The organism is Pseudomonas sp. EA_35y_Pfl2_R5, from assembly GCF_963970805.1.
In the GTDB taxonomy this organism is placed as follows: domain Bacteria; phylum Pseudomonadota; class Gammaproteobacteria; order Pseudomonadales; family Pseudomonadaceae; genus Aquipseudomonas.
The window spans coordinates 259,162-281,132 of sequence record NZ_CAXAOW010000002.1 but is presented as its reverse complement, the minus strand read 5'-3'; the positions used below and the strand labels follow the sequence as shown (position 1 = coordinate 281,132).

24 protein-coding genes are annotated in these 21,971 nt (G+C 59.7%); 9 read left to right on the top strand and 15 right to left on the bottom strand.

The features are described from left to right. Entirely contained in the window at positions 1-711 is a 711-nt protein-coding gene (locus AACX99_RS05230) for a tRNA-uridine aminocarboxypropyltransferase (protein ID WP_339410034.1), read from the top strand. 3 nt (positions 712-714) lie between these two features. Here the strand turns inward: AACX99_RS05230 and AACX99_RS05225 are convergent, their stop codons facing one another. Beyond that, the gene (locus tag AACX99_RS05225) at positions 715-1,602 is read right to left on the bottom strand and encodes a DMT family transporter (protein ID WP_339410033.1); all 888 of its coding nucleotides are present in this window, start codon (positions 1,600-1,602) and stop codon (positions 715-717) included. Positions 1,603-1,801: 199 nt separating this feature from the next. Here AACX99_RS05225 and erdR point away from each other — a divergent pair, with 199 nt between their 5' ends. Continuing rightward, positions 1,802-2,452: a response regulator transcription factor ErdR gene (gene erdR / locus AACX99_RS05220; protein ID WP_339410031.1), complete on the top strand. Its 651-nt coding sequence runs from the start codon at positions 1,802-1,804 to the stop codon at positions 2,450-2,452. Positions 2,453-2,504: 52 nt separating this feature from the next. Further along, positions 2,505-2,876 carry a diacylglycerol kinase gene (locus tag AACX99_RS05215; protein WP_339410571.1) on the top strand — a complete coding sequence of 124 codons (372 nt, stop codon included), beginning with the start codon at positions 2,505-2,507 and terminating at the stop codon, positions 2,874-2,876. Positions 2,877-2,887: 11 nt separating this feature from the next. Here the strand turns inward: AACX99_RS05215 and AACX99_RS05210 are convergent, their stop codons facing one another. Further along, positions 2,888-3,814, bottom strand: coding sequence for a LysR family transcriptional regulator (locus tag AACX99_RS05210; protein WP_275961221.1), 927 nt, complete (start codon positions 3,812-3,814; stop codon positions 2,888-2,890). 123 nt (positions 3,815-3,937) lie between these two features. Here AACX99_RS05210 and fpr point away from each other — a divergent pair, with 123 nt between their 5' ends. Next, on the top strand, positions 3,938-4,717 hold the full coding sequence (gene fpr / locus AACX99_RS05205) for a ferredoxin-NADP reductase (RefSeq protein ID WP_339410028.1): 780 nt from the start codon (positions 3,938-3,940) through the stop codon (positions 4,715-4,717). 48 nt (positions 4,718-4,765) lie between these two features. On the opposite strand, the gene AACX99_RS05200 is transcribed toward fpr, so the two are convergent. The 12 genes from AACX99_RS05200 to AACX99_RS05150 form a co-directional block, all read right to left on the bottom strand. Next, the gene (locus tag AACX99_RS05200) at positions 4,766-6,100 is read right to left on the bottom strand and encodes a diguanylate cyclase domain-containing protein (protein WP_339410026.1); all 1,335 of its coding nucleotides are present in this window, start codon (positions 6,098-6,100) and stop codon (positions 4,766-4,768) included. 174 nt (positions 6,101-6,274) lie between these two features. After that, positions 6,275-6,688: a VOC family protein gene (locus AACX99_RS05195; RefSeq protein ID WP_339410025.1), complete on the bottom strand. Its 414-nt coding sequence runs from the start codon at positions 6,686-6,688 to the stop codon at positions 6,275-6,277. Positions 6,689-6,766: 78 nt separating this feature from the next. Further along, positions 6,767-7,462, bottom strand: a complete 696-nt coding sequence (gene tsaA, locus AACX99_RS05190; RefSeq protein WP_339410024.1) for a tRNA (N6-threonylcarbamoyladenosine(37)-N6)-methyltransferase TrmO — start codon at positions 7,460-7,462, stop codon at positions 6,767-6,769. A 163-nt stretch (positions 7,463-7,625) separates the two neighbouring features. Beyond that, the gene (locus tag AACX99_RS05185; RefSeq protein ID WP_339410022.1) at positions 7,626-8,396 is read right to left on the bottom strand and encodes an SDR family oxidoreductase; all 771 of its coding nucleotides are present in this window, start codon (positions 8,394-8,396) and stop codon (positions 7,626-7,628) included. Positions 8,397-8,516: 120 nt separating this feature from the next. Further along, positions 8,517-8,978 (bottom strand): YehS family protein, encoded by a 462-nt coding sequence (locus tag AACX99_RS05180; protein ID WP_339410020.1) that lies wholly within the window; start codon positions 8,976-8,978, stop codon positions 8,517-8,519. A gap of 48 nt (positions 8,979-9,026) precedes the next feature. Next, the gene (locus AACX99_RS05175) at positions 9,027-9,737 is read right to left on the bottom strand and encodes an rRNA pseudouridine synthase (RefSeq protein ID WP_339410018.1); all 711 of its coding nucleotides are present in this window, start codon (positions 9,735-9,737) and stop codon (positions 9,027-9,029) included. Positions 9,738-10,039: 302 nt separating this feature from the next. Beyond that, positions 10,040-10,126, bottom strand: coding sequence for a hypothetical protein (locus tag AACX99_RS22130; RefSeq protein WP_442963444.1), 87 nt, complete (start codon positions 10,124-10,126; stop codon positions 10,040-10,042). Positions 10,127-10,296: 170 nt separating this feature from the next. After that, positions 10,297-10,998, bottom strand: coding sequence for an ABC transporter ATP-binding protein (locus AACX99_RS05170; protein WP_339410017.1), 702 nt, complete (start codon positions 10,996-10,998; stop codon positions 10,297-10,299). Continuing rightward, complete coding sequence (livG, locus tag AACX99_RS05165) at positions 10,998-11,765, bottom strand: high-affinity branched-chain amino acid ABC transporter ATP-binding protein LivG (protein ID WP_339410016.1); 768 nt, start codon at positions 11,763-11,765, stop codon at positions 10,998-11,000. Before livG ends, AACX99_RS05170 begins: the two co-directional genes overlap by 1 nt. Then, positions 11,762-13,030: a high-affinity branched-chain amino acid ABC transporter permease LivM gene (locus tag AACX99_RS05160; RefSeq protein WP_445261835.1), complete on the bottom strand. Its 1,269-nt coding sequence runs from the start codon at positions 13,028-13,030 to the stop codon at positions 11,762-11,764. The genes livG and AACX99_RS05160 overlap by 4 nt, the downstream gene beginning before the upstream one ends. Further along, positions 13,027-13,950 (bottom strand): high-affinity branched-chain amino acid ABC transporter permease LivH, encoded by a 924-nt coding sequence (gene livH, locus AACX99_RS05155; RefSeq protein ID WP_339410014.1) that lies wholly within the window; start codon positions 13,948-13,950, stop codon positions 13,027-13,029. The genes AACX99_RS05160 and livH overlap by 4 nt, the downstream gene beginning before the upstream one ends. Before the next feature lie 118 nt (positions 13,951-14,068). Further along, on the bottom strand, positions 14,069-15,190 hold the full coding sequence (locus tag AACX99_RS05150) for a branched-chain amino acid ABC transporter substrate-binding protein (RefSeq protein ID WP_339410013.1): 1,122 nt from the start codon (positions 15,188-15,190) through the stop codon (positions 14,069-14,071). Between the two features lie 309 nt (positions 15,191-15,499). Between AACX99_RS05150 and AACX99_RS05145 the strand changes: the two genes are divergently transcribed. The 4 genes from AACX99_RS05145 (at position 15,500) to AACX99_RS05130 (ending at position 18,027) form a co-directional block, all read left to right on the top strand. Beyond that, positions 15,500-15,817, top strand: a complete 318-nt coding sequence (locus AACX99_RS05145; RefSeq protein WP_339410012.1) for a DUF2288 domain-containing protein — start codon at positions 15,500-15,502, stop codon at positions 15,815-15,817. Positions 15,818-15,892: 75 nt separating this feature from the next. Beyond that, positions 15,893-16,261, top strand: a complete 369-nt coding sequence (locus AACX99_RS05140; protein WP_339410011.1) for a DUF5064 family protein — start codon at positions 15,893-15,895, stop codon at positions 16,259-16,261. A gap of 81 nt (positions 16,262-16,342) precedes the next feature. Beyond that, positions 16,343-17,248, top strand: coding sequence for an NAD(P)-dependent oxidoreductase (locus tag AACX99_RS05135; RefSeq protein WP_339410010.1), 906 nt, complete (start codon positions 16,343-16,345; stop codon positions 17,246-17,248). Continuing rightward, positions 17,245-18,027, top strand: coding sequence for a hydroxypyruvate isomerase family protein (locus AACX99_RS05130; RefSeq protein ID WP_339410008.1), 783 nt, complete (start codon positions 17,245-17,247; stop codon positions 18,025-18,027). Before AACX99_RS05135 ends, AACX99_RS05130 begins: the two co-directional genes overlap by 4 nt. A gap of 46 nt (positions 18,028-18,073) precedes the next feature. Here the strand turns inward: AACX99_RS05130 and AACX99_RS05125 are convergent, their stop codons facing one another. After that, entirely contained in the window at positions 18,074-20,161 is a 2,088-nt protein-coding gene (locus AACX99_RS05125; protein WP_339410568.1) for a hypothetical protein, read from the bottom strand. Between the two features lie 418 nt (positions 20,162-20,579). On the opposite strand from AACX99_RS05125, the gene AACX99_RS05120 reads away from it, so the two are divergent. After that, entirely contained in the window at positions 20,580-21,911 is a 1,332-nt protein-coding gene (locus AACX99_RS05120) for a spinster family MFS transporter (protein WP_339410007.1), read from the top strand. Positions 21,912-21,971 lie beyond the last annotated feature (60 nt).

Below are 21,971 nucleotides of genomic sequence, written 5' to 3'. Positions count from 1 at the left end.
ATGAGCCACGCTGTCGCACGGTTGCGGGCTGCGCGGATTGCCCGCAGTGCCAAACCTTTTCTTGCCCGTGGCAGCCGCTCGGTGCGTTGTGATGACTGCCGTCTGGTGATGACCCACTGCCTGTGCGCCTGGCGCCCGCGCATTGCCGCAAGCTCTGCGGTGTGTCTGCTGATGCACGATGTCGAAGCGCTCAAACCGAGCAATACCGGCTGGCTGATTGCCGACGTGCTGGCCGATACCTCGGCATTTGGTTGGTCACGCGTTGCAGTGGATGCCGAGTTGCCGGCGTTGCTGCGCGACCCGCAGTGGCAGCCTTATCTGGTGTTTCCCGGTGAATATGTCGCGGCCGAGCGAGTGGTCAGCGAGGTACAGCCGGCACCGGGCAAGCGGCCGTTATTCGTGTTGCTGGATGCCACCTGGAGCGAGGCGCGCAAGATGTTTCGCAAAAGCCCCTACCTCGATAGTCTGCCGGTGCTCAGTCTGCAGGCCGAGCAGTTGTCACGCTACAAGCTGCGCCGCTCGAAACGCGACGACCATTTCTGCACCGCTGAGGTCGCTGCCTTGTGCCTGGAACTGGCCGGCGATCAGCGCGCGGCCGATGGCTTAAATGCCTATCTGGATGTCTTCAGCCAGCACTACCTAGCCGCCAAGGCGCCGCGCGCAGTGCGGCTGGATGATCCAATGCATGACCGCCTGCGCGAGTTTCTCTAGCGGCTAGTGGGCCAGTTTCTTTGGCCACAACTGTGCCAGCAGCATGCCGGCAAACATCAGCGCGCAGCCGAAGTAGCCGCGCAGCTCCAGCGATTCACCCAGTAGCCAGGCCCCGGCGATGGCGGCGAATACCGCTTCCAGTGAGAGGATGATGGCGGCGTGGGAGGCGATGGCGTCTTTCTGCGCTACCACCTGCAAGGTAAAACCGATGGCCACGCCGAAGATGCCGCCGTAGAGGATCGCCGGCCCGGCGGCGATGATCGCTTGCAGCTGGATTTCCTCGAAGATCACCGCCAGCACCAGGCTGATCACCGCGCAGGTGACGAACTGCACCAGGGCCAGGCGCAGCGGGTCATGGCGGCCGGCAAAGAAACCCACCAGCAGCACATGCACACCCCAGACAAAAGCGCCGGCTAGTTGCAGCCAATCACCGGAGGCCACGGTAAAGCCTTCGCCAACGCTGAGCAGGAACATGCCGACCACCGCCAGGCAGGCACCGAGCCAGATGCCCAGGCCGGTCTTATGGCCGATAAACAGCCCCAGCAGCGGCACGATGATCACGTATAGCCCGGTGATAAAGCCGGAGTTGGTCACACTGGTAAACAGCAGGCCAACCTGCTGCAGGTTGATCCCCAGTGCCAGCGCCAGACCCATCAGCACGCCGCCACGCAGCAACTGGCGGTTCAACGGCGTGACCGTCGCGCTGCTGCTGCGACCTTCCAGCAGGCGCAGCACGGGCAGCAGAATCAGTGCCGCTAAGGCAAAGCGCAGGCCGCTATAGAGGAAGGGACCGATGGAGTCCATTCCCAGGCGCTGCGCGACAAATGCCGAGCCCCAGATCATTGCGGTCAGCAGCATCAACAGGTCAGCGCGCAGGGCGTGGCTTTGCATTTCAGGCTCTCGTCGGCAAAGCTGCGAACTGTGCCGCAAAGCGTCGTGCTTGACCACCCCGTCAGTGCTGGGCATGCTTGGTCGCTTTTATGCGTTTTCAGGCCTGGTTGCGCTGCAACCCTGTGGCCTGCGCGCACTGCTCACCGTGCCTTGGACAGTACCCCTGGCGGGTATCCACATAACAAAAACAGGATTTACCATGGCCGCTTTTGAAATCCTTATTGCCGATGATCACCCCTTGTTTCGCAGTGCCTTGCAGCAAGCACTGACCCTGGGGTTGGGTCCGGATGTGCGGCTGGTCGAAGCGGCCAGCATCGCCGAGCTGGAAGCCTGCCTGGCGCAGAAAACCGATTGGGATCTGGTGCTGCTGGATCTCAATATGCCCGGTGCCTACGGCTTCTCCGGCCTGGTGCTGCTGCGTGGGCAGTACCCACATATTCCGGTGGTAATGATTTCCGCCCAGGAAGAGCCGTCCATCGTCGCGCGTTCGCGGGAATTCGGCGCCAGCGGTTTTATCCCCAAATCCAGCCCGTTGGAAACCATCCAGCAGGCGGTGCGCCTGGTGCTTGATGGCGAGGTCTGGTGGCCGCAGCAGACTCAGGAAGCGATTGCCCTGTCGGCTGAAGCCAAGGCGGCCAGCGCCGGCCTGGCCAGCCTGACGCCGCAGCAGTTTCGCGTGCTGACCATGGTCTGTGATGGTCTGCTGAATAAGCAGATCGCTTATGAACTGAGCGTGTCCGAGGCCACGGTAAAGGCCCATGTCACGGCGATTTTCCGCAAGCTCGGAGTGCGCACTCGCACGCAGGCGGCGTTGCTGTTGCAGCAGCTGGAATCGATTCCGTCTAGCTGAAGTGCTTTTCTCCCGGGCTTGGCGTAGCCTGCCGGGCTTTCTCCAGATGGTTGTGATGATGTCGCCATTCAAAGGCCAGACCGGCCTTAAACGTGTTCTCAATGCCACCGGTTATTCGTTGGCCGGCCTGCACGCTGCTTTTACCGGTGAGGCAGCTTTTCGTCAGCTGCTGCTGATCAACCTGATACTGGTGCCTTTGGCGTTCTATCTAGATGTCAGCCGCGTTGAGCGCGCGTTGATGGTTGCGGTGTGTCTGCTTGCCTTGATCATCGAGCTGCTCAACTCGGCAGTGGAGGCGGCCATCGACCGCATCTCCCTGGAGTTGCACCCGCTGTCGAAAAATGCCAAGGACATGGGCAGCGCCGCCCAGTTCACCGCGCTCAGCCTGATCGCCCTGGTGTGGGCGATTATCCTGCTCGGTTAATTTTGCCGCCCTCAGGCGATGGTTGGCAGGACGATCTGATCGCTGCGCGTCACGCCTGCGGTCAGGGCGCGGCACAACTCGATAAATTCACGCATGGCGGCGGTCTGGTACTTCTGTTTGTGCCAGATAAAGTAGAACTGCCGACGCAGATCCAACTCGGGGGTTTCCACCGCCACCAGGCTGCCCCGGCGAAAGGCATCGCGTAGCGCTAGGCGCGAGATGCAGCCGATGCCCAGGCCTGACTCCACCGCACGTTTGATCGCCTCGGTGTGTTCCAGCTCCAGACGAATATTCAGGCTGCTGGGGTGGTGACGCATGGCTTGGTCGAAGGTCAGTCGCGTACCGGAGCCTTGCTCACGCAGAATCCATGCCTCACGCGTCAGCTCTTCCAGGCTCGCCTCACCGCGCTGCGCCAGGGCATGTTGCGGCGCGCAGAACACCACCAGCTCATCTTCAACCCAGGGTTGCACCTCGATATCCGGGTGCTGGCAGTCACCTTCGATCATGCCCATGTCCAGCTCGTAGTGGGCAATCTGCTGCACCACGTAGGCAGTGTTGTGCACCTGCAGTTTGACCCGGCACTCCGGGTGACGCTGCATAAAACTGCCGATCAGCAGGGTGGCCAGGTAGTTGCCCACCGTAAGGGTGGCACCGACATTCAGCGAGCCGTAGCCACTTTTGCCACCCAGCAGGCGTTCGATTTCCTTGGCCTGGTCGAGCAACGCCACCGCCTGTGGCAACAGCTGAAGGCCGAGGGCGTTAAGGCACAGGCGTTTCCCCGCACGGTCGAACAGTTGGCAGTCGGACTGACGCTCCAGTTCGCTGAGCGAGGTGCTGGTTGCCGATTGCGACAGGGCCAGGGAATCGGCCGCGCGCGACACGCTTTCATGTTGGGCCACGGCGACGAAGACTTGCAGTTGTCTGAGGGTAAATCGCATATCTATATAACCGATAACCTATATCTTGATAATCAAGTTAACAGATATTCTGCCGCTCATTACAATGCCGTGCAATTGCGCACAGGCGCGCAGACCTAGTCCATTCTTCGGAGCCCCCGGCACATGAGCAACCTTAACTCCGAGCGCATTCTCAGCGTTCATCACTGGAACGACACGCTGTTCAGCTTCAAGTGCACCCGTGATCCGGGTCTGCGCTTCGAGAATGGCCAGTTCGTGATGATCGGCCTGCAGCAGGATACTGGTCGTCCGCTGATGCGCGCCTACTCGATCGCCAGTCCGAACTGGGAAGAGCATCTGGAGTTTTTCAGCATCAAGGTACCGGACGGCCCGCTGACCTCACAGCTACAGTACCTCAAGGAAGGCGACGAGGTGATCATCAGCAAGAAGCCCACCGGCACCCTGGTGCTCGATGACCTCAACCCGGGCAAGCACCTGTACCTGCTTAGCACCGGCACTGGCCTGGCGCCCTTTATGAGCGTGATTCAGGACCCGGAAACCTATGAGCGCTTCGAAAAGGTGATTCTGGTTCACGGCGTGCGCTATGTGAACGAAGTGGCCTACCGCGAATTCATCACCGATCACCTGCCGAAAAATGAATTCTTCGGTGATGCGCTAAAGAGCAAGCTGATTTACTACCCGACGGTGACCCGCGAGCCGTTCGAGAACCAGGGTCGTCTGACAGACTTGATGCGCAGTGGCAAGCTGTTCCAGGATATCGGCCTGCCGCCGATCAATCCGCAGGACGACCGCGCAATGATCTGCGGCAGCCCGAGCATGCTTGATGAAACCAGCGAAGTGCTCAACGAGTTCGGCCTGAAAATCTCCCCACGCATGCGCGAGCCGGGTGATTACCTGATCGAGCGCGCCTTCGTCGAGAAGTAGGCCTGCAGTCATCAAAAGCCCGCCAATCGGCGGGTTTTTTATACGCGCTTATTCCAGCTCAAGGGCGCTATACGCGCAGTTGCCGCCTTTCTGCTTGGCCTGGTACATGGCGTTGTCGGCGTGTTGCAGCAGTTGCTGTTCATCCTGGGCGTGTTGCGGATACAGAGCGATGCCGATGCTCGGCAGGATGGTCTGGCTCTGTCCGCACAGCTCGAAGGGCTGATTGAGGCTCTGGCGGATTTTTTCGGCCACCACGCTGGCGTGATCGGCCGAGTGAAAGTCTTCCAGCAGCACGACGAATTCATCACCGGCAAAGCGTGCCACTGTATCGGCCTCGCGCAGGCACAGCTGGATACGTTGGGCGACGCCTTGCAGCAGTTGATCGCCGGCGGCATGGCCGAGGCTGTCGTTGACCTGTTTGAACTTGTCCAGATCGAGAAACAACAGCGCTACCTGCGACTGCTCGCGGCGCGCGCGGGCCAGGGCCGTGTGCAGCCGGTCGCGCAGCAATTCGCGGTTGGGCAACTGGGTGAGTTGGTCGTACTGCGCCATAAACTGCAGGCGGCTGTGCATCTGTTGGCGCTCGATGGCTGTGGCCACCTGGGTCGAGACAAACTGCAGCAGCTCTCGGTCCCGTTCGCTGTAGCGAGTAGAGGCGCTGCTTTGCACCAGCAGTGCGCCGATAATTCCACGATGTGAGCGTAGCGGTACGCCCAGCCAGCTATGTTGGGTTTTAGTCTGTGTCGGGCAGGGGCTGGACAGCAGCAGGGTGTTGCCGCTGCGAATCACTTGCGCGGTGAGTGCTGCGGCATTCAATCGCGTATCCGCAGCTGTTGCTGGCGGTTGTTCGGCGGGGTAGGGGAAGCTCAGCTCGTCGCTCTGTTCATCGTACAGCGCCACGGAAAAACTGATAGTTGGCAACAGTTCGCCAATGATTTGGTGCACCTGCTGAAACAGCCCGAGCAGGTCCTTGGCCGAATGGGCGGCTTCGGATATGCCGTATAGCGCGGTCTGCAGGGCTTCACTGCGCTTGCGTTCGCTAATGTCGTGGGCGACGGCGATACGTACCTGGTCATCCTCCGACCAGCGCGCGGACCAGAGGATGTGCACGGTGCTGCCGTCCTTGCGCAGATAACGGTTCTCGAAGTTCGGTTTATACGCGCCGGCCATTACTTCCTTGGCGGCCTGCAGGGTTTTCGCGCGGTCTTCGGGGTGCACCATCTCGATCATCACCTGGCCGATCATCTCATCTGCGCTGTAGCCGAAAATGCGCTGGCATGCGGCGCTGACAAAAACGAAGCGTCCATGTTTGTCGACCACGCAGATCGCGTCGAGTAGCAAATCGACAAGGTTCTCGGTCGGCACGTAGGTGCTGGTTTTCATGCGCTCACATTGTATTGATGGTGATGATGGTTCAGCTGGGCCGGTGCTGGCGCTTTGGCAGTACGGCCTATTCACCATACCCGCATGGTGCCGAAGAGTGAACGCTTGATTGCGGCCTGCAGGTGTCTGGCATTTAACCAGTGTAGGACCTTGAGCCAGCGCAGTGCTGACAGGCTATTGCTCGCTGCTGAAGCGCTGCCCGGAAACGGCCGGATGGTAGATCGGCTGCACCTTGTTACCGGCGGGGTCGAGCAAATGAAAGCTGTGCGCGCCGTCGCCATGGGCAAAGGGACGGTCGAGCAGGGTTACCCCTTGCGCTTTAAAGTAGGCATGCCAGGCATGCAACTCGTCAATGCTATCGACGATAAAACCGTAGTGATCCACCGCTTGCTCACCGCTGCTGGGCACAAAGGCGCGGCCCAGGGAGAGGTTATCGTTGCCGCAGGTCAGGTAGACCAAATCTTCATTGGCGCGGTGCAGCACCTGCATGCCAAGAATATCCACGTAGAAGCGCTCGCAGGCTTCCAGATTGGGGACCAGCAGGGCGATGTGGCGTAAGCCGTTAAGGCGACCGGGGCGTTCGAGCATGGTAAGCATCCTATTTTGTATACATTTATCTGGTAAATATAAGACAAAATAGCTGTTCAGCCTATGCGCGTCACTGGATCAACCCGCCGGCACGACTTCCAGCACACAAATACTGTCCGGTTGCGGGTAATGCCAGTGCACATCGACATCCCAGAAGCGCACGCCATAGCGGCGTTCAGGGCTGGGCTGTTGATAGGCCGGGCGCGGGTCTTGGGCCAGACACTGCTCGATCAACTCGACCAGCGGTTCACTCAGACGTTGTCCATGCTCATGGGCCTGGGTCAGCGCGTTGCCCTGCCAGATGACCTCGATCAGCGCCGGCGCGCTGTCGGCGATGCGGTTGTAGGCTCCGGCGACGCTGTCGGCATAGGGCACGTAGGGTTTGATATCCAGCACCGGGGTGCCGTCTAGCAGGTCGATACCGGACAGCCACAGCTTGCCGGCGTCTATCCGATCCAGCTTGACCACTGACTGGCCGATGCCATTGGGCCTGTGGGTGGCGCGAGTGCTGAATACGCCGACCGACTGATTACCGCCCAGGCGAGGCGGGCGCACCTTGAGACGCGGCTTGTCTTCTAGGGCCTGGTGAAACAAAAACACTAGCCAGACATGGCTGACCTGCTCCAGCCCCTGTACGGCATCACCGTTATCGAAAGGGGCGATCAGTTCCAGCACGCCACGGGCCGCCGGTGCCAGTTGCGGTTGGCGCGGAATGGCAAACTTCTCCTTGAAGCAGGAACGAATAAAACCTATGGGGGAGACGGAGTAGGACATGGCGGCATGATCGGCAGGAAAACGCCGCCATAGTACCTGACTCGTGTCGCGTCACAGACCGTTTACCGCCGTCGCATAGGAGCCGGCCATGCCGGCGATTCGCACGCATGGATTAGGCATCCCGCGGTTCCTACAGATGTGCGGCAGTTGCGGTCAAGTGCTTCTAGAGGTGAAAGCCGCCGTCGATGGGGATGATCGCGCCGGTCATATAGGCGCCAGCGGTGCTGGCGAGGCTGATGGCCAGAGCGGCCATTTCCTCTTCGCGGCCCCAGCGCTGCATGGGGATCAAGGCACAGTCTTCGGCCATGGCCGCATCGTCCTGGGCGATAAACTGGGTCATCTTGCTCGGGAAGCGCCCCGGCGCGATTACGTTGACGTTGATATGTTGGCCGACCAGCTCACGGGCCAGCATGCGCGACAGCTGATGCAGCGCCGCTTTGCTCGGACCATAGGCATAGGCGTCTTCGCCGTGGGAGGTGATGCCGGCGACCGAGCCGATATTGATCACCCGTGCTGGGCTCGCCGCGCTACCGGCTTTGCGCAGCAGCGGCAGCAATTGCTGGATGCAGCTGAACACCGAGGTCACATTGAGCTGCATGACCTTTTCCCAACCCTTGGCCGGGTAGCTCTCCAGTGGCGCGCCCCAGGTGGTGCCGGCGTTATTGACCAGGATATCCAGGTTGTCGATCTTGCTGGTTAGCTGCTCTGCCAACACCTGCACGCCTTCTTCGCTACCCAGGTTGGCGGCGATGCCGTGACAGGAGCCTAGGGCCGACAGTTCGGCAGCGGTCTGCGCGCAAGCCTCGCCGTCGCGGGCGCATACATAGACGGTAGCGCCGGCTTCGACAAAGGCTTTAGCAATCATCTTGCCGATGCCGCGGGTGCCGCCGGTAACCAGGGCGGTGCGGCCTTGCAGGCTGAAATAAGGGTGCATGGCGAATCCTTTTAGCGGATGAGTGCCACTACCCTAATCATCTGGCTGCGCCATGGCAGTCATCATTGCCCGTGGAAATACGCTGCCATGCGGGCAGGCATGGCAGTGAGGCGCTGGGACTTAGCCGCGAACGCGCAGGGTCAGCCCCTTAAGAAAGTTACGCAGGAATTGGTCGCCGCAGGTGCGGTAGTTGCTGTGGCCAAACTTGCGGAACAGCGCGCTCATCTCCGGTTTGGAAACCGGGCAGTCGACGCTGTTCATGATCGCGTGCATGTCGTCTTCCTTCAGCTCGAAAGCCACGCGCAGTTTCTTCAGTACCATATTGTTGGTGATCGGCAGCTCGAACGGCTGCGCCGGGCGGCTGTCGTCCTTGCCGCGCTTGAAGTACACCAGGCCGTCGAGAAAATGTGCCATCAGCTCGTCGTCACAAGGGGTGAAGCCTTCTTCATCATCCTTCTTGAGCATGGCCGCGAGGTCGTCGAGGGCGACCTGCTTGCCGCTGAGCTGGATGATCTCGAGCATCTGCGCATCGCTGATGTCTAGGGTGTAGCGCAGGCTGCGCAGTACGTCGTTATTAAGCATGGGGTGGTCCTGAAATGGGCTGATACGCAAGACGCATCAGCTAAAAAATTAGAAGCGTTCTTTGCCTGCCAGGTAGCGCCACTGGCCCGCGGGGACTTTGGCCATCGGCACGCCGCCGATACGGATGCGCTTCATGCCCAGCACTTTGAGGTCGACGCTGTTGCACATAAAGACGATCTGCCCGGGCAGCGGATTCTTCAGGGCGAAGCGCAGGCGGGTTTCGTTCTGCCAGCTGACCTTGCACGGCGGCAATGCCACGCCGTTGAAGGTCAAACCGTGAGCCAGGCGCTTGAGCTGGCTGGCGCTCAAGGTACCGATGACCTCGACCACATATTCCTGCTCCAGCTTGCTCAGGTCTTCCTTGAGCTTGCGCTCGATGCGCCAGTCCTGGGTCAGTACATGTAGGCCATCGGCACCGGCTTGTAGGGGGATGCAGGAGATAAGGCGGGCGAAATGGCCTTTCAGTGGACGAATGCCTGAGCCGTCTTCCGGCCAGTGGCTGGCTGAGTTAATGCCTTCCGCTGCGCGATCGGGGTTGTGGCCATTGGGCACGTTCAGCAGCAGGGTGACCGGCTCGACCGGCGCCAACACTGCATTGGGTAGCAGTTCAACGCGCTGCTCGGTGACCTTGAATTGCGGCTCTTCTACGACCACACCATCCACCGTGACCCAGCCGCCTTCGATATACAGTTCGGCCTCACGGCGCGAGCAGCTGATCACTTCGATCAGGCGTTTGGACAGACGGGTTGGCTCGGTCATAACGGGGTTCGTCAGCAGAATTGGGCGGCTATTGTAACTGCCCGCGAACATTGTGCGCGGCTCAATCAGGTGAACGGTGCGGAAAATCGGCGCCGCGCTAGTTGCTAGTGAACATTGCGATACGTTTGTCCGCGATCACGTCATGGAGAACCTTAGCCATGAACTGCCGCGTCAAACCTGAAGTTGAGTAATGGACGGCATGTCCGTTGAAAGGGCGAGGGGTGAAGAGGGGCTTTTATCACTCAAGCGCTGCCGTCAGCAGCGCTTGAGTAAGTGGTATCGGGGCGAGCGATTAGGACAAATCAGAACACCAGCATGAACAGTCCGATTACAACCAGCAGGCCAATAAGGAAAATTATGCCGATGGTGCTACCGAGAAATTTCAGCATGTGCAGCTCCTATAAATCGTCGGGTTCTTTTATACCGACTGACTTGAGGGCTCATCGTTCAGACAAAATGCCAGCGCCGTTTGGCGGTTATAGCAGTGCGTTGGAGTGCACAGACGAACACTGCGCCTACGCATAATGAACAACAGCCCCGAAGGGCTGTTGTTTGAGCGTTAGCCGCCTAGGTAGGCGTCACGTACCTTTGGATCGTTCAGCAGGTCATGACCGCTGCCTTGCATAACGATCCTGCCGTTTTCCAGCACATAGCCACGGTCGGCCAGCTTGAGCGCCTGGTTGGCGTTCTGCTCGACCAGGAACACCGTTACACCTTCCTTACGCAGCTGTTCGATGATGTCGAAGATCTGCTGGATGATGATCGGTGCCAAACCCAGTGACGGCTCGTCGAGCAGCAGCAGCTTGGGCTTGCTCATCAGTGCACGGCCGATGGCAAGCATCTGCTGTTCACCGCCGGACATGGTGCCAGCGCGCTGGGCAAAGCGTTCCTTCAGGCGCGGGAACAGGTGCAGAACCTTGTCCAGTTGCTCCTGATTGTCGGCCTTGCTGCCGAAGAAGCCGCCCATCACCAGATTTTCTTCCACGGTCAGGCGGGAGAACACCCGGCGACCTTCCGGCACCACGGCAATACTCTTGCGCATGATGCTCGGAGTGTCCTGGCCAATCAGCTCTTCACCTTGGTAGCGGATGCTGCCGCTGCTCGCCTGGGGCGAGCCGCAGAGGGTCATCAGCAGAGTCGACTTGCCGGCACCGTTGGCGCCAATCAGGGTGACGATTTCACCCTGGCGGACTTCGACGTTGACGTCATGCAGCGCCTGGATCTTGCCGTAGAAGGTGGAAACGTTCTCGAAATACAGCATCACGCTTCCCCCAGGTAGGCTTTGATCACGTCCGGATTTTCGCGGATTTGCTCCGGCGTGCCGTCCGCCAGGGGCGTGCCCTGGTTGATCACATAGATGTGGTCGGAAATGCTCATGACCAGCTTCATGTCGTGCTCGATCAGTAGCACGGTGACATTGTGCTCATCGCGCAGTACACGGATCAGTGCTTTGAGGTCGTCGGTCTCGCGTGGGTTGAGGCCAGCGGCTGGCTCGTCGAGCATCAGGATGCTCGGGCGGGTCATCATGCAGCGTGCAATTTCCAAGCGACGTTGTTGACCGTATGCCAAGGTGCCGGCTGTACGGTTGGCGAATTCGGTCAGGTTGACCTGATCCAGCCAATACGCGGCGAACTCCATGGCCTCGCGCTCGCTCTTGCGAAACGCCGGGGTCTTGAGCAGGCCCGCCAGGTAGTTGGTGTTGAGGTGGCGATGCTGGGCCACCAACAGGTTTTCCACCGCGGTCATGTCCTTGAACAGGCGCACGTTCTGGAACGTGCGCACCACGCCTTTGCGGGCGATCTTGTGGCCAGGCAGGCCTTCGATCTGCTCGCCATTGAGGCGAATGCTGCCGCTGGTGGGCTGATAGAAGCCGGTCAGGCAGTTGAATACGGTGGTCTTGCCGGCGCCGTTGGGGCCGATCATCGACACCACTTGTTTTTCTGCAACCTGCAGGTTCACCCCGTTAACGGCCAGCAGGCCGCCGAAGCGCATGGACAGGCCGCTTACTTCCAGGATCGAGCGGCTCATTGCTTCAGCTCCAGGTGCGGACGTTGCATGGGCAGCAGGCCCTGCGGACGCCAGATCATCATCAATACCATTAGCGCGCCGAACATCAGCATGCGGTATTCGTTGAATTCACGTGCCAGCTCCGGCAGTAGGATCATCACGATTGCCGCGAGGATGATGCCGAGCTGCGAGCCCATGCCACCCAAGACGACGATGGCGAGGATGATCGCCGACTCGATAAAGGTGAACGACTGCGGACTAACCAGGCCCTGGCGCGCGGCGAAGAAGCTGCCAGCGAAACCGGCAAAGCAAGCGCCGATGGTGAAGGCCGAGAGCTTGATCGCGGTAGGGTTCATACCCAGGGCGCGGCAGGCAATCTCGTCTTCACGCAGGGCTTCCCACGCGCGGCCGATCGGCATGCGCAGCAGGCGGTTGATCACGAACAGGGTCAACAGCACCAGCAACAGGGCGATCAGGTAGAGGAAGATCACCTTGTTGATCGAGTTGTAAGCCACCCCGAAGTACTCGTGGAAGGTCTGCATGCCTTCGGCGGCCTTGCGATCGAACGACAGGCCGAACAGCGTTGGCTTGGGGATCGAGCCGATGCCGTTGGGGCCACCGGTCAGCCAGGTCATGTTGTTCAGCAGGATGCGGATGATCTCGCCAAAACCCAGGGTGACGATGGCCAGGTAGTCGCCGCGCAGACGCAGCACCGGGAAGCCTAGGATAAAGCCGAAGAACGCCGCCATCAGGCCGGCAATCGGCAGACAGATCCAGAAGCTCAGGCCGAAGTAGAACGACAGCAGCGCGTAGCTGTAAGCGCCCACGGCGTAGAAGGCCACGTAGCCGAGATCGAGTAGACCGGCCAGGCCGACCACGATGTTCAGGCCGAGGCCGAGCATCACGTAGATCAGGATCAGTGTGGCGATATCCACCGCGCCGCGCGAGCCGAAGAACGGCCAGGCCAGGGCAACGACGATCAGACCAAGAACGATCCAGCGCTGAGTCGAGGGTAGGGTGAGAAACTCACTGGCTTTGCCCGGCATGCTCGGCAGCTTGGGCGCATGGCTCCAGGCGGCGCTCAGGTGGTTACGGAACAATTGCCAGAAGAACATGGCAATCGAGCAGCCGAAGATGGTCCATAGAACCGCCGGGCTAGCGCCCTGTACTTCGAGCTTGATACCGACCGTGGAGAGTTTCAGGCCGATAACCGGGTAGGCCACGGCGAGCACCAGTAGGGCGCTGAAGATCGCGGTCTTGAGGTTTTTCTTAATGGAGGTACTCATACTTTTTCAACCTCCGGACGGCCGAGGATACCGGTCGGGCGGAACAGCAGCACCAGTACCAGCAGGCTGAACGCCACCACGTCTTTGTACTGGTCGCCGAAGATATCGGCGCCGAAGGCTTCGGCCACACCCAGCAGCAGGCCACCGAGCACTGCACCAGGGATGCTGCCGATACCGCCGAGTACAGCTGCGGTGAACGCCTTGATTCCGGCGAGGAAGCCCAGGTGCGGATTGATCACACCGTATTGCATGCCCAGCAGCACGGCGGCCACAGCGGCCAGCGCGGCGCCGATAACGAAGGTCAGGGCGATGATGTTGTTGGTATTGATGCCCAGCAGGTTGGCCATCTTCAGGTCTTCGGCGCAGGCGCGGCAGGCGCGGCCCAGGCGTGAACGGGAGATAAACAGCGTCAGGCCGACCATGACAAAGAAGGTGACGACGAAAATCAGCACCTGCATATAGGAAATCACCACGCCATTCATGGCGCTTTCACCGAAGATGAAGTTGCCCGGCAGCAGGTTGGGAATCGATTTGTCTTTGGAGTCCTGGGAGAGGAGCACCAAGTTCTGTAGGAAGATCGACATGCCGATGGCGGAAATCAGCGGAATCAAACGGTTGCCGCCGCGTAGAGGGCGGTAGGCGACCCGTTCGATGCTGTAGCCATAGGCACTGGCGACAATGATGCTGGCGGCAAAGGCCGCAATCATCACGATGGGTAAACTGTCCAGGCCATACATGGCCAAGCCGGCAACCACGATGAAGGCTACGTACGAGCCAATCATGTAAACCTCGCCATGGGCGAAGTTGATCATGCCGATAATGCCGTAAACCATGGTGTAGCCGATGGCGATCAAGGCATAGGTGCTGCCAACGGTCAGACCGTTAACCAGCTGTTGCAGGTAGTGATAAAGATCAGGCATTGCCTAACTCCTGGGTTGTCACGCACGTCAGCGCTTATGGCGCAGCGTGCAACCGGAATTTCTTCTAATAAACAAAACCCACTGCCGAAGCAGTGGGTTTTGGGTTCAGGCGAAGTGCTTACTTGGCTTCAGTCTTGGTACCGTCCTGGTGCCATTCGTAAACCACGAAGCTGAAGTCTTTCAGGTCGCCCTTCTCATCGAAGGCCAGGTTGCCAGTTGGGGTATCGAAGCTGTTGGCGCGCAGAGCTGCGGCCACTTTAGCGGTGTCGGTATCGCCAGCCTTGGTGATGCCTTCGGCGATTACTTGTACCGCGGCGTAAGCCGGGAACACGAACGGACCGCTGGAGTCTTCATTTTTGGCTTTGAACGCATCAACCAGCGCCTGGTTGCGTGGGTCCTGGTCGAACGACTTCGGCAGGGTTACCAGCAGGCCTTCGGAAGCCGGGCCAGCAATGGCCGAAATTTCCTTGTTGCCTACGCCTTCAGGGCCCATGAACTTGGCGCTCAGACCTTTCTCAGCCGACTGACGCAGCAGCAGGCCCAGCTCTGGGTGGTAGCCACCGTAGTAGATGAAGTCCACGCCGGCTTGCTTGAGCTTGGCGATCATCGCGGAGAAGTCCTTGTCGCCGGCGTTGATGCCTTCAAACAGAACCACTTTGGTGCCTTTGCTTTCCAGGGTCTGCTTGACCGCGGTGGCAATGCCTTCACCGTACTGCTGCTTGTCGTGGATCACGGCAACAGCTTTTGGCTTGACGTGGTCAGCGATGAAGTTACCGGCGGTAGGGCCTTGCAGGCTGTCCAGGCCGATGGTGCGGAACACCAGCTCGTAACCGCGAGCGGTGATGTCCGGGCTGGTGGACGCCGCAGTCACCATCAGGATGCCTTCGTCTTCGTAGATGTCCGACGCTGGCTGAGTGGAGCTGGAGCAGAGGTGGCCAACCACGAACTTAACTTCGTCGTTGACGATCTTGTTGGCTACGGCAACGGCTTGCTTCGGATCGCAAGCGTCGTCATACACCACGCCTTCGAGCATTGCGCCGTTCACCCCGCCGGCCTTGTTGATCTGCTCGATGGCCATCTTGGCACCGATGAACTGCATTTCACCGTATTGCGCGACGGCGCCGGTGACTGGGCCTGCCAGGCCAATTTTGATGGTGTCAGCCGCTACCGAGTAGCTGGCAACGCCAGCCATGGCCATGGCGGCAAACAGTTTGGAAATCTGCTTAGTAGCCTTGTTCATAGTGCTCCACTCTTATTGGTTTTCATTGTTGTAGTTCTGGCGGCCAAAGCTGCAGAACCGGGTTGTTTCCCCGGTCATCCCCCCGGCAACTGTACCGGTGCAGTGTAGAGCGCGGCTTCGCGGCTTGAAAAGCGGCTTGCTGGGGGCAAAACCCTGGGGTGTCGCTTTAACGCAATAAATGTATAGAAAAACGGCGTGTCTTGATCGCCGCTGGCAACGTCGCGCACTGCGTTGCGAATTTGCCAGCGGGCTGGTCGACGCTATCATGGCGGCCGATTCAAAAAGCGGCCATCCATGACAGGGCAATCCATGACAGAACAACCTAGCACCCTCTATGCCAAGCTGCTTGGTGAAACTGCAGCTATTAGTTGGCAGGAGCTGCAACCTTTCTTCGCTCGCGGCGCCTTGCTGCTGGTCGACGGCAGCCAAGACCTGATCGAAGTGGCGCAGGCGGTGGCGCAGAACGATGAGGGGAAAGTCGCCGCCTGGCTGGCCGCGGGTATCTTGAGCAAGGCTGATGATAGCCGCGCCGAATACTTGTTAAACCGCGATCCAGAGCTGTGGGCTGTGGTCGTGGCGCCCTGGGTGTTGGTGCAGGAGCGTAGCGAGCGGGCGCCGCTGCACTGATCTGGCGCGTGCACCTTGAGTCATCCTGAGTAACTATGCTGGCAGCACCACAGACTGATTGCAGGAGCTGCCAGCATGTTTGAACCCGGACATTTACATCGCGCCAATACCTTGGCTACGGACGACGCACCGCTGTTTAGCGTTGATCTCCACTACGAAGTGCGCCAGGACCCAACCGAAGGCCCAATGTTGCATATGCGTATGCAGGGGCAGGTGGATGGCAAGGCGTTTGAAGAGATCTTCGAGCTGCACCGCGATACTGCCTACAACTTCGCCAGTGTGGCCACGCGCCTGGCGCACAAGCATGGGCTGCCGACCAACAACAGCCTGATCATGCGTAGCCACGCCGAGTACGACCTGATGTTCGAAGATATTCGCGCCAAGCTCGGTGCGCATAGCGGCGAGCCGGTCAATCTTGATCATCTGGAAAAAGACGGCCTGTAGGTCGTTGCTCGGGCGTTGACTGGAGGGACAGGTTCCGCCGCTGGGTTAAGATGGCGGCCATCAATGAGTCGGAGTCTGCCTATGTCCACCTCCCTTCCTGCTTTGGCATTTGCTGGTATTGGCCTGATGGGGCTGCCTATGACCCAGCGCCTGTTGGCCGCTGGTTATCCGCTGAGCGTATGGAATCGTTCCCCTGATAAGTGCGCGCCACTGCAGGCGTTGGGCGCGCAAACGGTGGCCAACCCGGCGCAGCTCTGTGCTCAGGCCGATATCGTTATGCTTTGCCTGGCCAACACCGAGGTCGTGCGCGAAGTGGTGTTTGGTCCTAGCGGGATTGTGGAAACGGGCAAACCTGGCCAACTGCTGGTGGATTTCTCCAGCCTGGAGCCGGCCGCTACCCGCGAGATGGCTGCTGAGTTGCACGCCCGCTGCGGCATGCACTGGGTCGATGCGCCGGTTTCCGGCGGTACACCGGGCGCGGCCAATGGCACATTGGCGATCATGGCTGGTGGCCGGTTTGAGGATATCGAGCGGGTGCGGCCGATTCTCGCGCACCTGGGGCAACGCCTGACGCGCATGGGTGATGTCGGCGCGGGCCAGGTGACCAAGGTGTGCAACCAGATGATCGTCGCTTGTAATGCCTTGGTGATCGCCGAAGTGGTGGCCCTGGCGGAACAGGCCGGGGTCGATGCCAGCCTCATCGCCCCGGCGTTGGCTGGTGGTTTCGCCGACTCCAAGCCGCTGCAGATTCTTGCACCGCAGATGGCCGAGAGCCAGTTCGAACCGGTCAAATGGCATGTGCGCACCCTGCTCAAGGATCTGGATACGGCGGTCAAGCTGTCGCAACAGATCGGTTCCTCCACACCGCTCAGTGGCCTGGCCGCGCAACTGATGCGTCAGCACGGCAGTCAGGGCAATCTGGAGTGTGATCCGGCGACTTTGGTACAGCTGTATCGGGAGCCACAGCATCGAGAGTCACAGCCATGAAGATCGCAGCTAATCTGTCGCTGCTGTTTAGCGAGCTACCGCTGATCGAGCGAGTAGTGGCTGCCGCCGCTGCGGGCTTTGATGGCGTGGAAATCCAGTTTCCCTACGAGCTGCCGGCCATTGCCCTGAAAGAGGCGCTGGCTGCTGCTGGTATGCCTCTACGCCTGATCAATCTGCCGGCTGGTGATTTGATGAGCGGCGGGGCCGGTCTAGCCGCCGTGCCTGCACGCCAGGCCGAGTTTGATGCGGCGCTACAGGATGCACTGAGCTACGCCGCCATGGTGCGACCGGCGTTGGTCAACGTACTGCCGGGACGCCCAACCGAAGGTGTTGAGCCTGAACAGGCGCTGGTTTGCCTGGTCGACAACCTGCACAAGACCGCCGAAGCCTTTCAGTTGTTGGGTATTGGCGTAGTGGTGGAGGCGATCAATCCGCTGGATATGCCGGGCTTTCTGATCAACACCCCGGAACAGCTGGATGCGCTGCTCAAAGCCGTGGCTCATCCCAATCTGGCTGTGCAGTACGACCTCTACCATATGGCGCGCCAAGGCCTGGATGTGCAGGCAGGTATCGCTTTGCTGGCTGGGCGTATTGGCCACGTGCAGTTTGCTGACTATCCAGGTCGTGGTGCGCCGGGCACTGGCGTGCTGCAGTTTGCGCCGCTACTGACGGCTCTGCGTGACAATGGTTATCAGGGCTGGTTGGCGGCCGAATATCGACCGGGAGAGGCGGGCACCCACGCCAGCTTGGGCTGGTTGAGTGAATGGCGAGCGGCCTGAGACGTTTACCTGCAACCCGACGGTTCGGGTTGCAGGTAGCAGTGGCTTACTCGGGCGTATCTTCGGCGTACTTGTTGAGCGAGATAACCCGGGTTTTACCAATACGGTGGCGGTAGATCTCGCGCAGGTACTTGATCGCTTTCTTCACGCTGTCGCGTGACAGGCGGATATCGTTGATTGAGACGAACTTGTCCTGATCGTGGATCAGCTCGCGGTACTTCTTCTCGTACATCGGCTTGATCGCATACCAGTTGGTATCGAGGATCTTCGCCGGGTTCTCAAACTCGTTGAGCATGGCGTCGACCCGCACTTCGTCAAACTCATCGCTCATGATGAAGTCGAGAATGGCGTTGTCCAGGCTCTCGTCAAAGCGGTGCGGGTCGCGGGCGAAGCAGCGCTTGATAAAGGCCACGATCAGGGTCAGGAAGTCATCCGACAGGCACGGGCTCTTGGCGATTAGGGTGGTCAGTGACAGGTTGGCCGAGGCGCCAATCACCAGGGCATAGCGCTTCAACGTGGTGTTGGGGAACAGGCTGTTGAGGTGGGTCTTGAGCCGGTTCAGGTCCATATAGGACAGCTTGTAGTCTTTCGGCAGCGAGACGATCGACACCACCGAAGAGCAGTTCTTGAAGAAGTGCAGGTCGCTGAGTTTGGCGGCGTTATAGTCGGACTTTTTGTACTCATCCAGCGCTTCGCGGTAACGCTTGGACTCGATCGGCAGCAGGCTGATGCCCTCGATGGCCTGGGTCACCTTGTTGAAGTGCGGCAGGTCGATGGAGCGGAAGAACAGGTCGTCGATATTCAGCCGCGATGGTTCTTTGTCCAGCACGCGGAATTTCTCCAGCGTGGCCGCGCTTTGCTCGGGCACCACCGATTCGGCATACGCCACGGCCACCGGGCCGGCTAGGCTCATAAACAGGTCGTTGGCGTCCAGGCGGATGGTTTCACCGATGTCGATGCCGGCGCGGCGGAAGTAATTCTGGTCGTAGTCGGTGGTCACTGCCTGGGCGGTGAGGATGTTGAAGATCTGCTGTGAGATGTACTGGTTGGCGTGACGCTCCATGGCGTTGACGTCGATGTTCTGGATGTTGCCGTCGTCGCTCTCTTCGGCGTAGCGCATGATGTCGTTGGAGATCAGCATCATCGCGTTCCATGGGCGGATGCGGCGCATCACGCTGGCTTCACTGTTCTCTTCGTTGTCGAAGTTGTAGGAGAAGTCCCATTCTTCGGCCAGGTACTTGCACAGCAGGCGGCCTGCGTTGATATGCAGGGCTTCGGACATCTCGCTGCGCTGGTCGGAGATATTCGGCAGGATGCAAATACCGCTGGTGAAAATTGGCTCGAAAACGAAGCTGTGGTCGCGGTTCTCCGGGTTTTCATCGAAGTTCTTGATGTCGAAGGTCTTGCTCATGTAGGCAAATTGCTGAGCCAGGCCGAATTCCGAAGCCATCCCCGAGCCAGTGCCGCCGCCGGCGCTGAAGATGTAGAAGTACAGGCGCGACTGGTTGGCCTTAATGCCGCAGGAATCGATCAGGTAGCTGTGGATGAACTTCCAGTCTTCATTGGTGAAGCGCTGGGTGTCCTTGTTGAGGATGATCTTGGCCAGGTATTGGCCGAGGATCGGCGCGTTACCGGCACCACCCGCATGCACCTCGGACAGGTCCATGATCTTCATCTTGCTGTAGTCGCTGAGGAACCCGCTGGTTTCACCCTTGCGAGAGAAGCGGATGCGCCCCTCAATGTCCTTGTCCAGGTCGCCGAGCATCACCAGGGGCTCGATCAGGAACACCGGCTTGCTGTCCTTGCTCGGCGCGCGCAGCAGGTTGCTGCGAATCCAGCGTGTGGGGCGGAAATCCTGCTCGGCCACGGCTTTTTCTTCGTTATTGAATTCGCTCAGGTAGAACTGCCGGGCGTTGTAGACCAGTGAGGCGACATCCAAAGCGATGTTCGAGCCGCAACGGCCCAGGCCGATCAGGCAGACGGAGGGGAAGTGCTGCACCCGCCGCTCATTGTCTTCATCCTGCGGGGCTGGAGGGAACACCAGGCTGCGCAGGCCGTCGAGGTTATCGAGGATGCGATCAATGTCGCGCTCGGTGAAATACATGTACTGCTCGCCGCTGCTGTCCAGCCGCATGGGGGGCTTGAGCGGGGAGGGGCGCTCGAGGGGGGCGAGTAGGGTATCAGCCAGGTCAGCCAGTGTGGCTTCGGTCGCAGGGGTGGTCACAGCGTCTTTTTTTGTTTTCATTTAGAGACAGTCCGGCGGCTAACGAGGGTGGAGAGGCAAATGGCCACATTTCACTCAACAGGCCTGTTTGTAGCATGAAAAATGGAAAATCTCGCTGTTTCACCCGGTTTTACTGAGGCATATCCGGAGTTTTTCCCATTCGCTTTGTGATCTGCGTGGTTGCGCGGGCGGCCATTACCCGGCATACACGCAACAAATAGTCACAGACAGCATAGACGCAAGGCTCTAGATTGCACCTGCACATGCTGGATACGGCGGTTGGCCATGCGCCACCGACCTGCTTCGATAACAACAAGAGATGGATTCCATGCAGCAGCAGTCCCTACAAGCGGCGAATGCCTGGCGCATTCTATTCCTGCTTTTTCTTGCCAACCTGTTCAATTTCTTTGACCGTACCATTCCGGCAATCATCATCGAGCCGATCCGTATGGAATGGGGTCTCAGTGACCTGCAGCTGGGTTTGATTGGTACTGCCTTTACCATCGTCTATGCGATTGCCGGCATTCCGCTGGGGCGCATGGCCGATACCGGCGCGCGGCGCAAGATCATGGGCTGGGGCCTGGCAGTCTGGAGCGGCCTGACCGCAGTCAACGGCCTGGCCTGGAACTTCTGGAGCTTCCTGCTGATTCGCATGGGCGTCGGTATTGGTGAGGCCAGCTATGCGCCGGCCGCTAACTCGCTGATCGGCGATCTGTTCCCGGCGCACAAGCGTGCGCGAGCCATGGGCATCTTTATGCTCGGCCTGCCGATCGGCTTGCTGCTGGCGTTTTTCACCATTGGCGCGATGGTCAAGGCGTTCGATAGCTGGCGGGCGCCGTTTTTTATCGCGGCGGTGCCGGGGCTGATCCTCGCGCTGTTTATGTTCTTTATCAAAGAGCCTAAGCGCGGTGCGGCCGAGCGGGTGCAATCGCGCACTACACCGGTGGACAAACCGTTACGCAAGGTGCTGGCGATCCGTACCTTCTGGTGGCTGGTGATGGCCGGCCTGGCCTTCAACTTCGCCACCTATGCCTGTAACTCGTTCATGGTGCCGATGCTGCAGCGCTACTTCCTGATGCCGTTGGAGCAGGCGGCGATGGCCACCGGGGTAATCGTTGGATTGACCGGCCTGGTCGGCCTGACCCTCGGTGGTTGGCTGGCGGACAAGATCCACCAGCGCTGGCAGACCGGGCGACTGCTGTTTGCCGCGCTGAGTATGTTGATCGCCTCCGTCGCCACGGGCTACGCCCTGTTGGCCGGGCGGATTGAAATCGCCGTGTTTGTGGCGCTGTTCAGCATTGGCTGGCTGTTTGCCTACAACTTCTACACCTGCGTTTACACCGCGATTCAGGATGTGATCGAGCCGCGTCTGCGCGCCACGGCCATGGCGTTGTTCTTCGCCGGCCTTTACCTGCTCGGCGGCGGCCTTGGCCCATTGGCGGTGGGCATGCTGTCGGATCACTACTCCCATGCGGCGATGCTCGCTGCCGGGGCCAGTGAAATGAACGAAACCTTCAAGGCTGTCGGCCTGCACAACGCCATGTACCTGATCCCGGTGGCCTTGATGCTGACGATGGTGGCGCTGTTACAGGCCTCGCGCTGCTTCGTAGCCGACGCCACAACAATGCAGCAGGGCATGCAGCTGCAGCCCGCTAGCTAAGCCGTTTTGCCGAGCCGTCCGGCGCATGCTGGGCGGTCGGGTGGGCTGTGAAATCCTGTG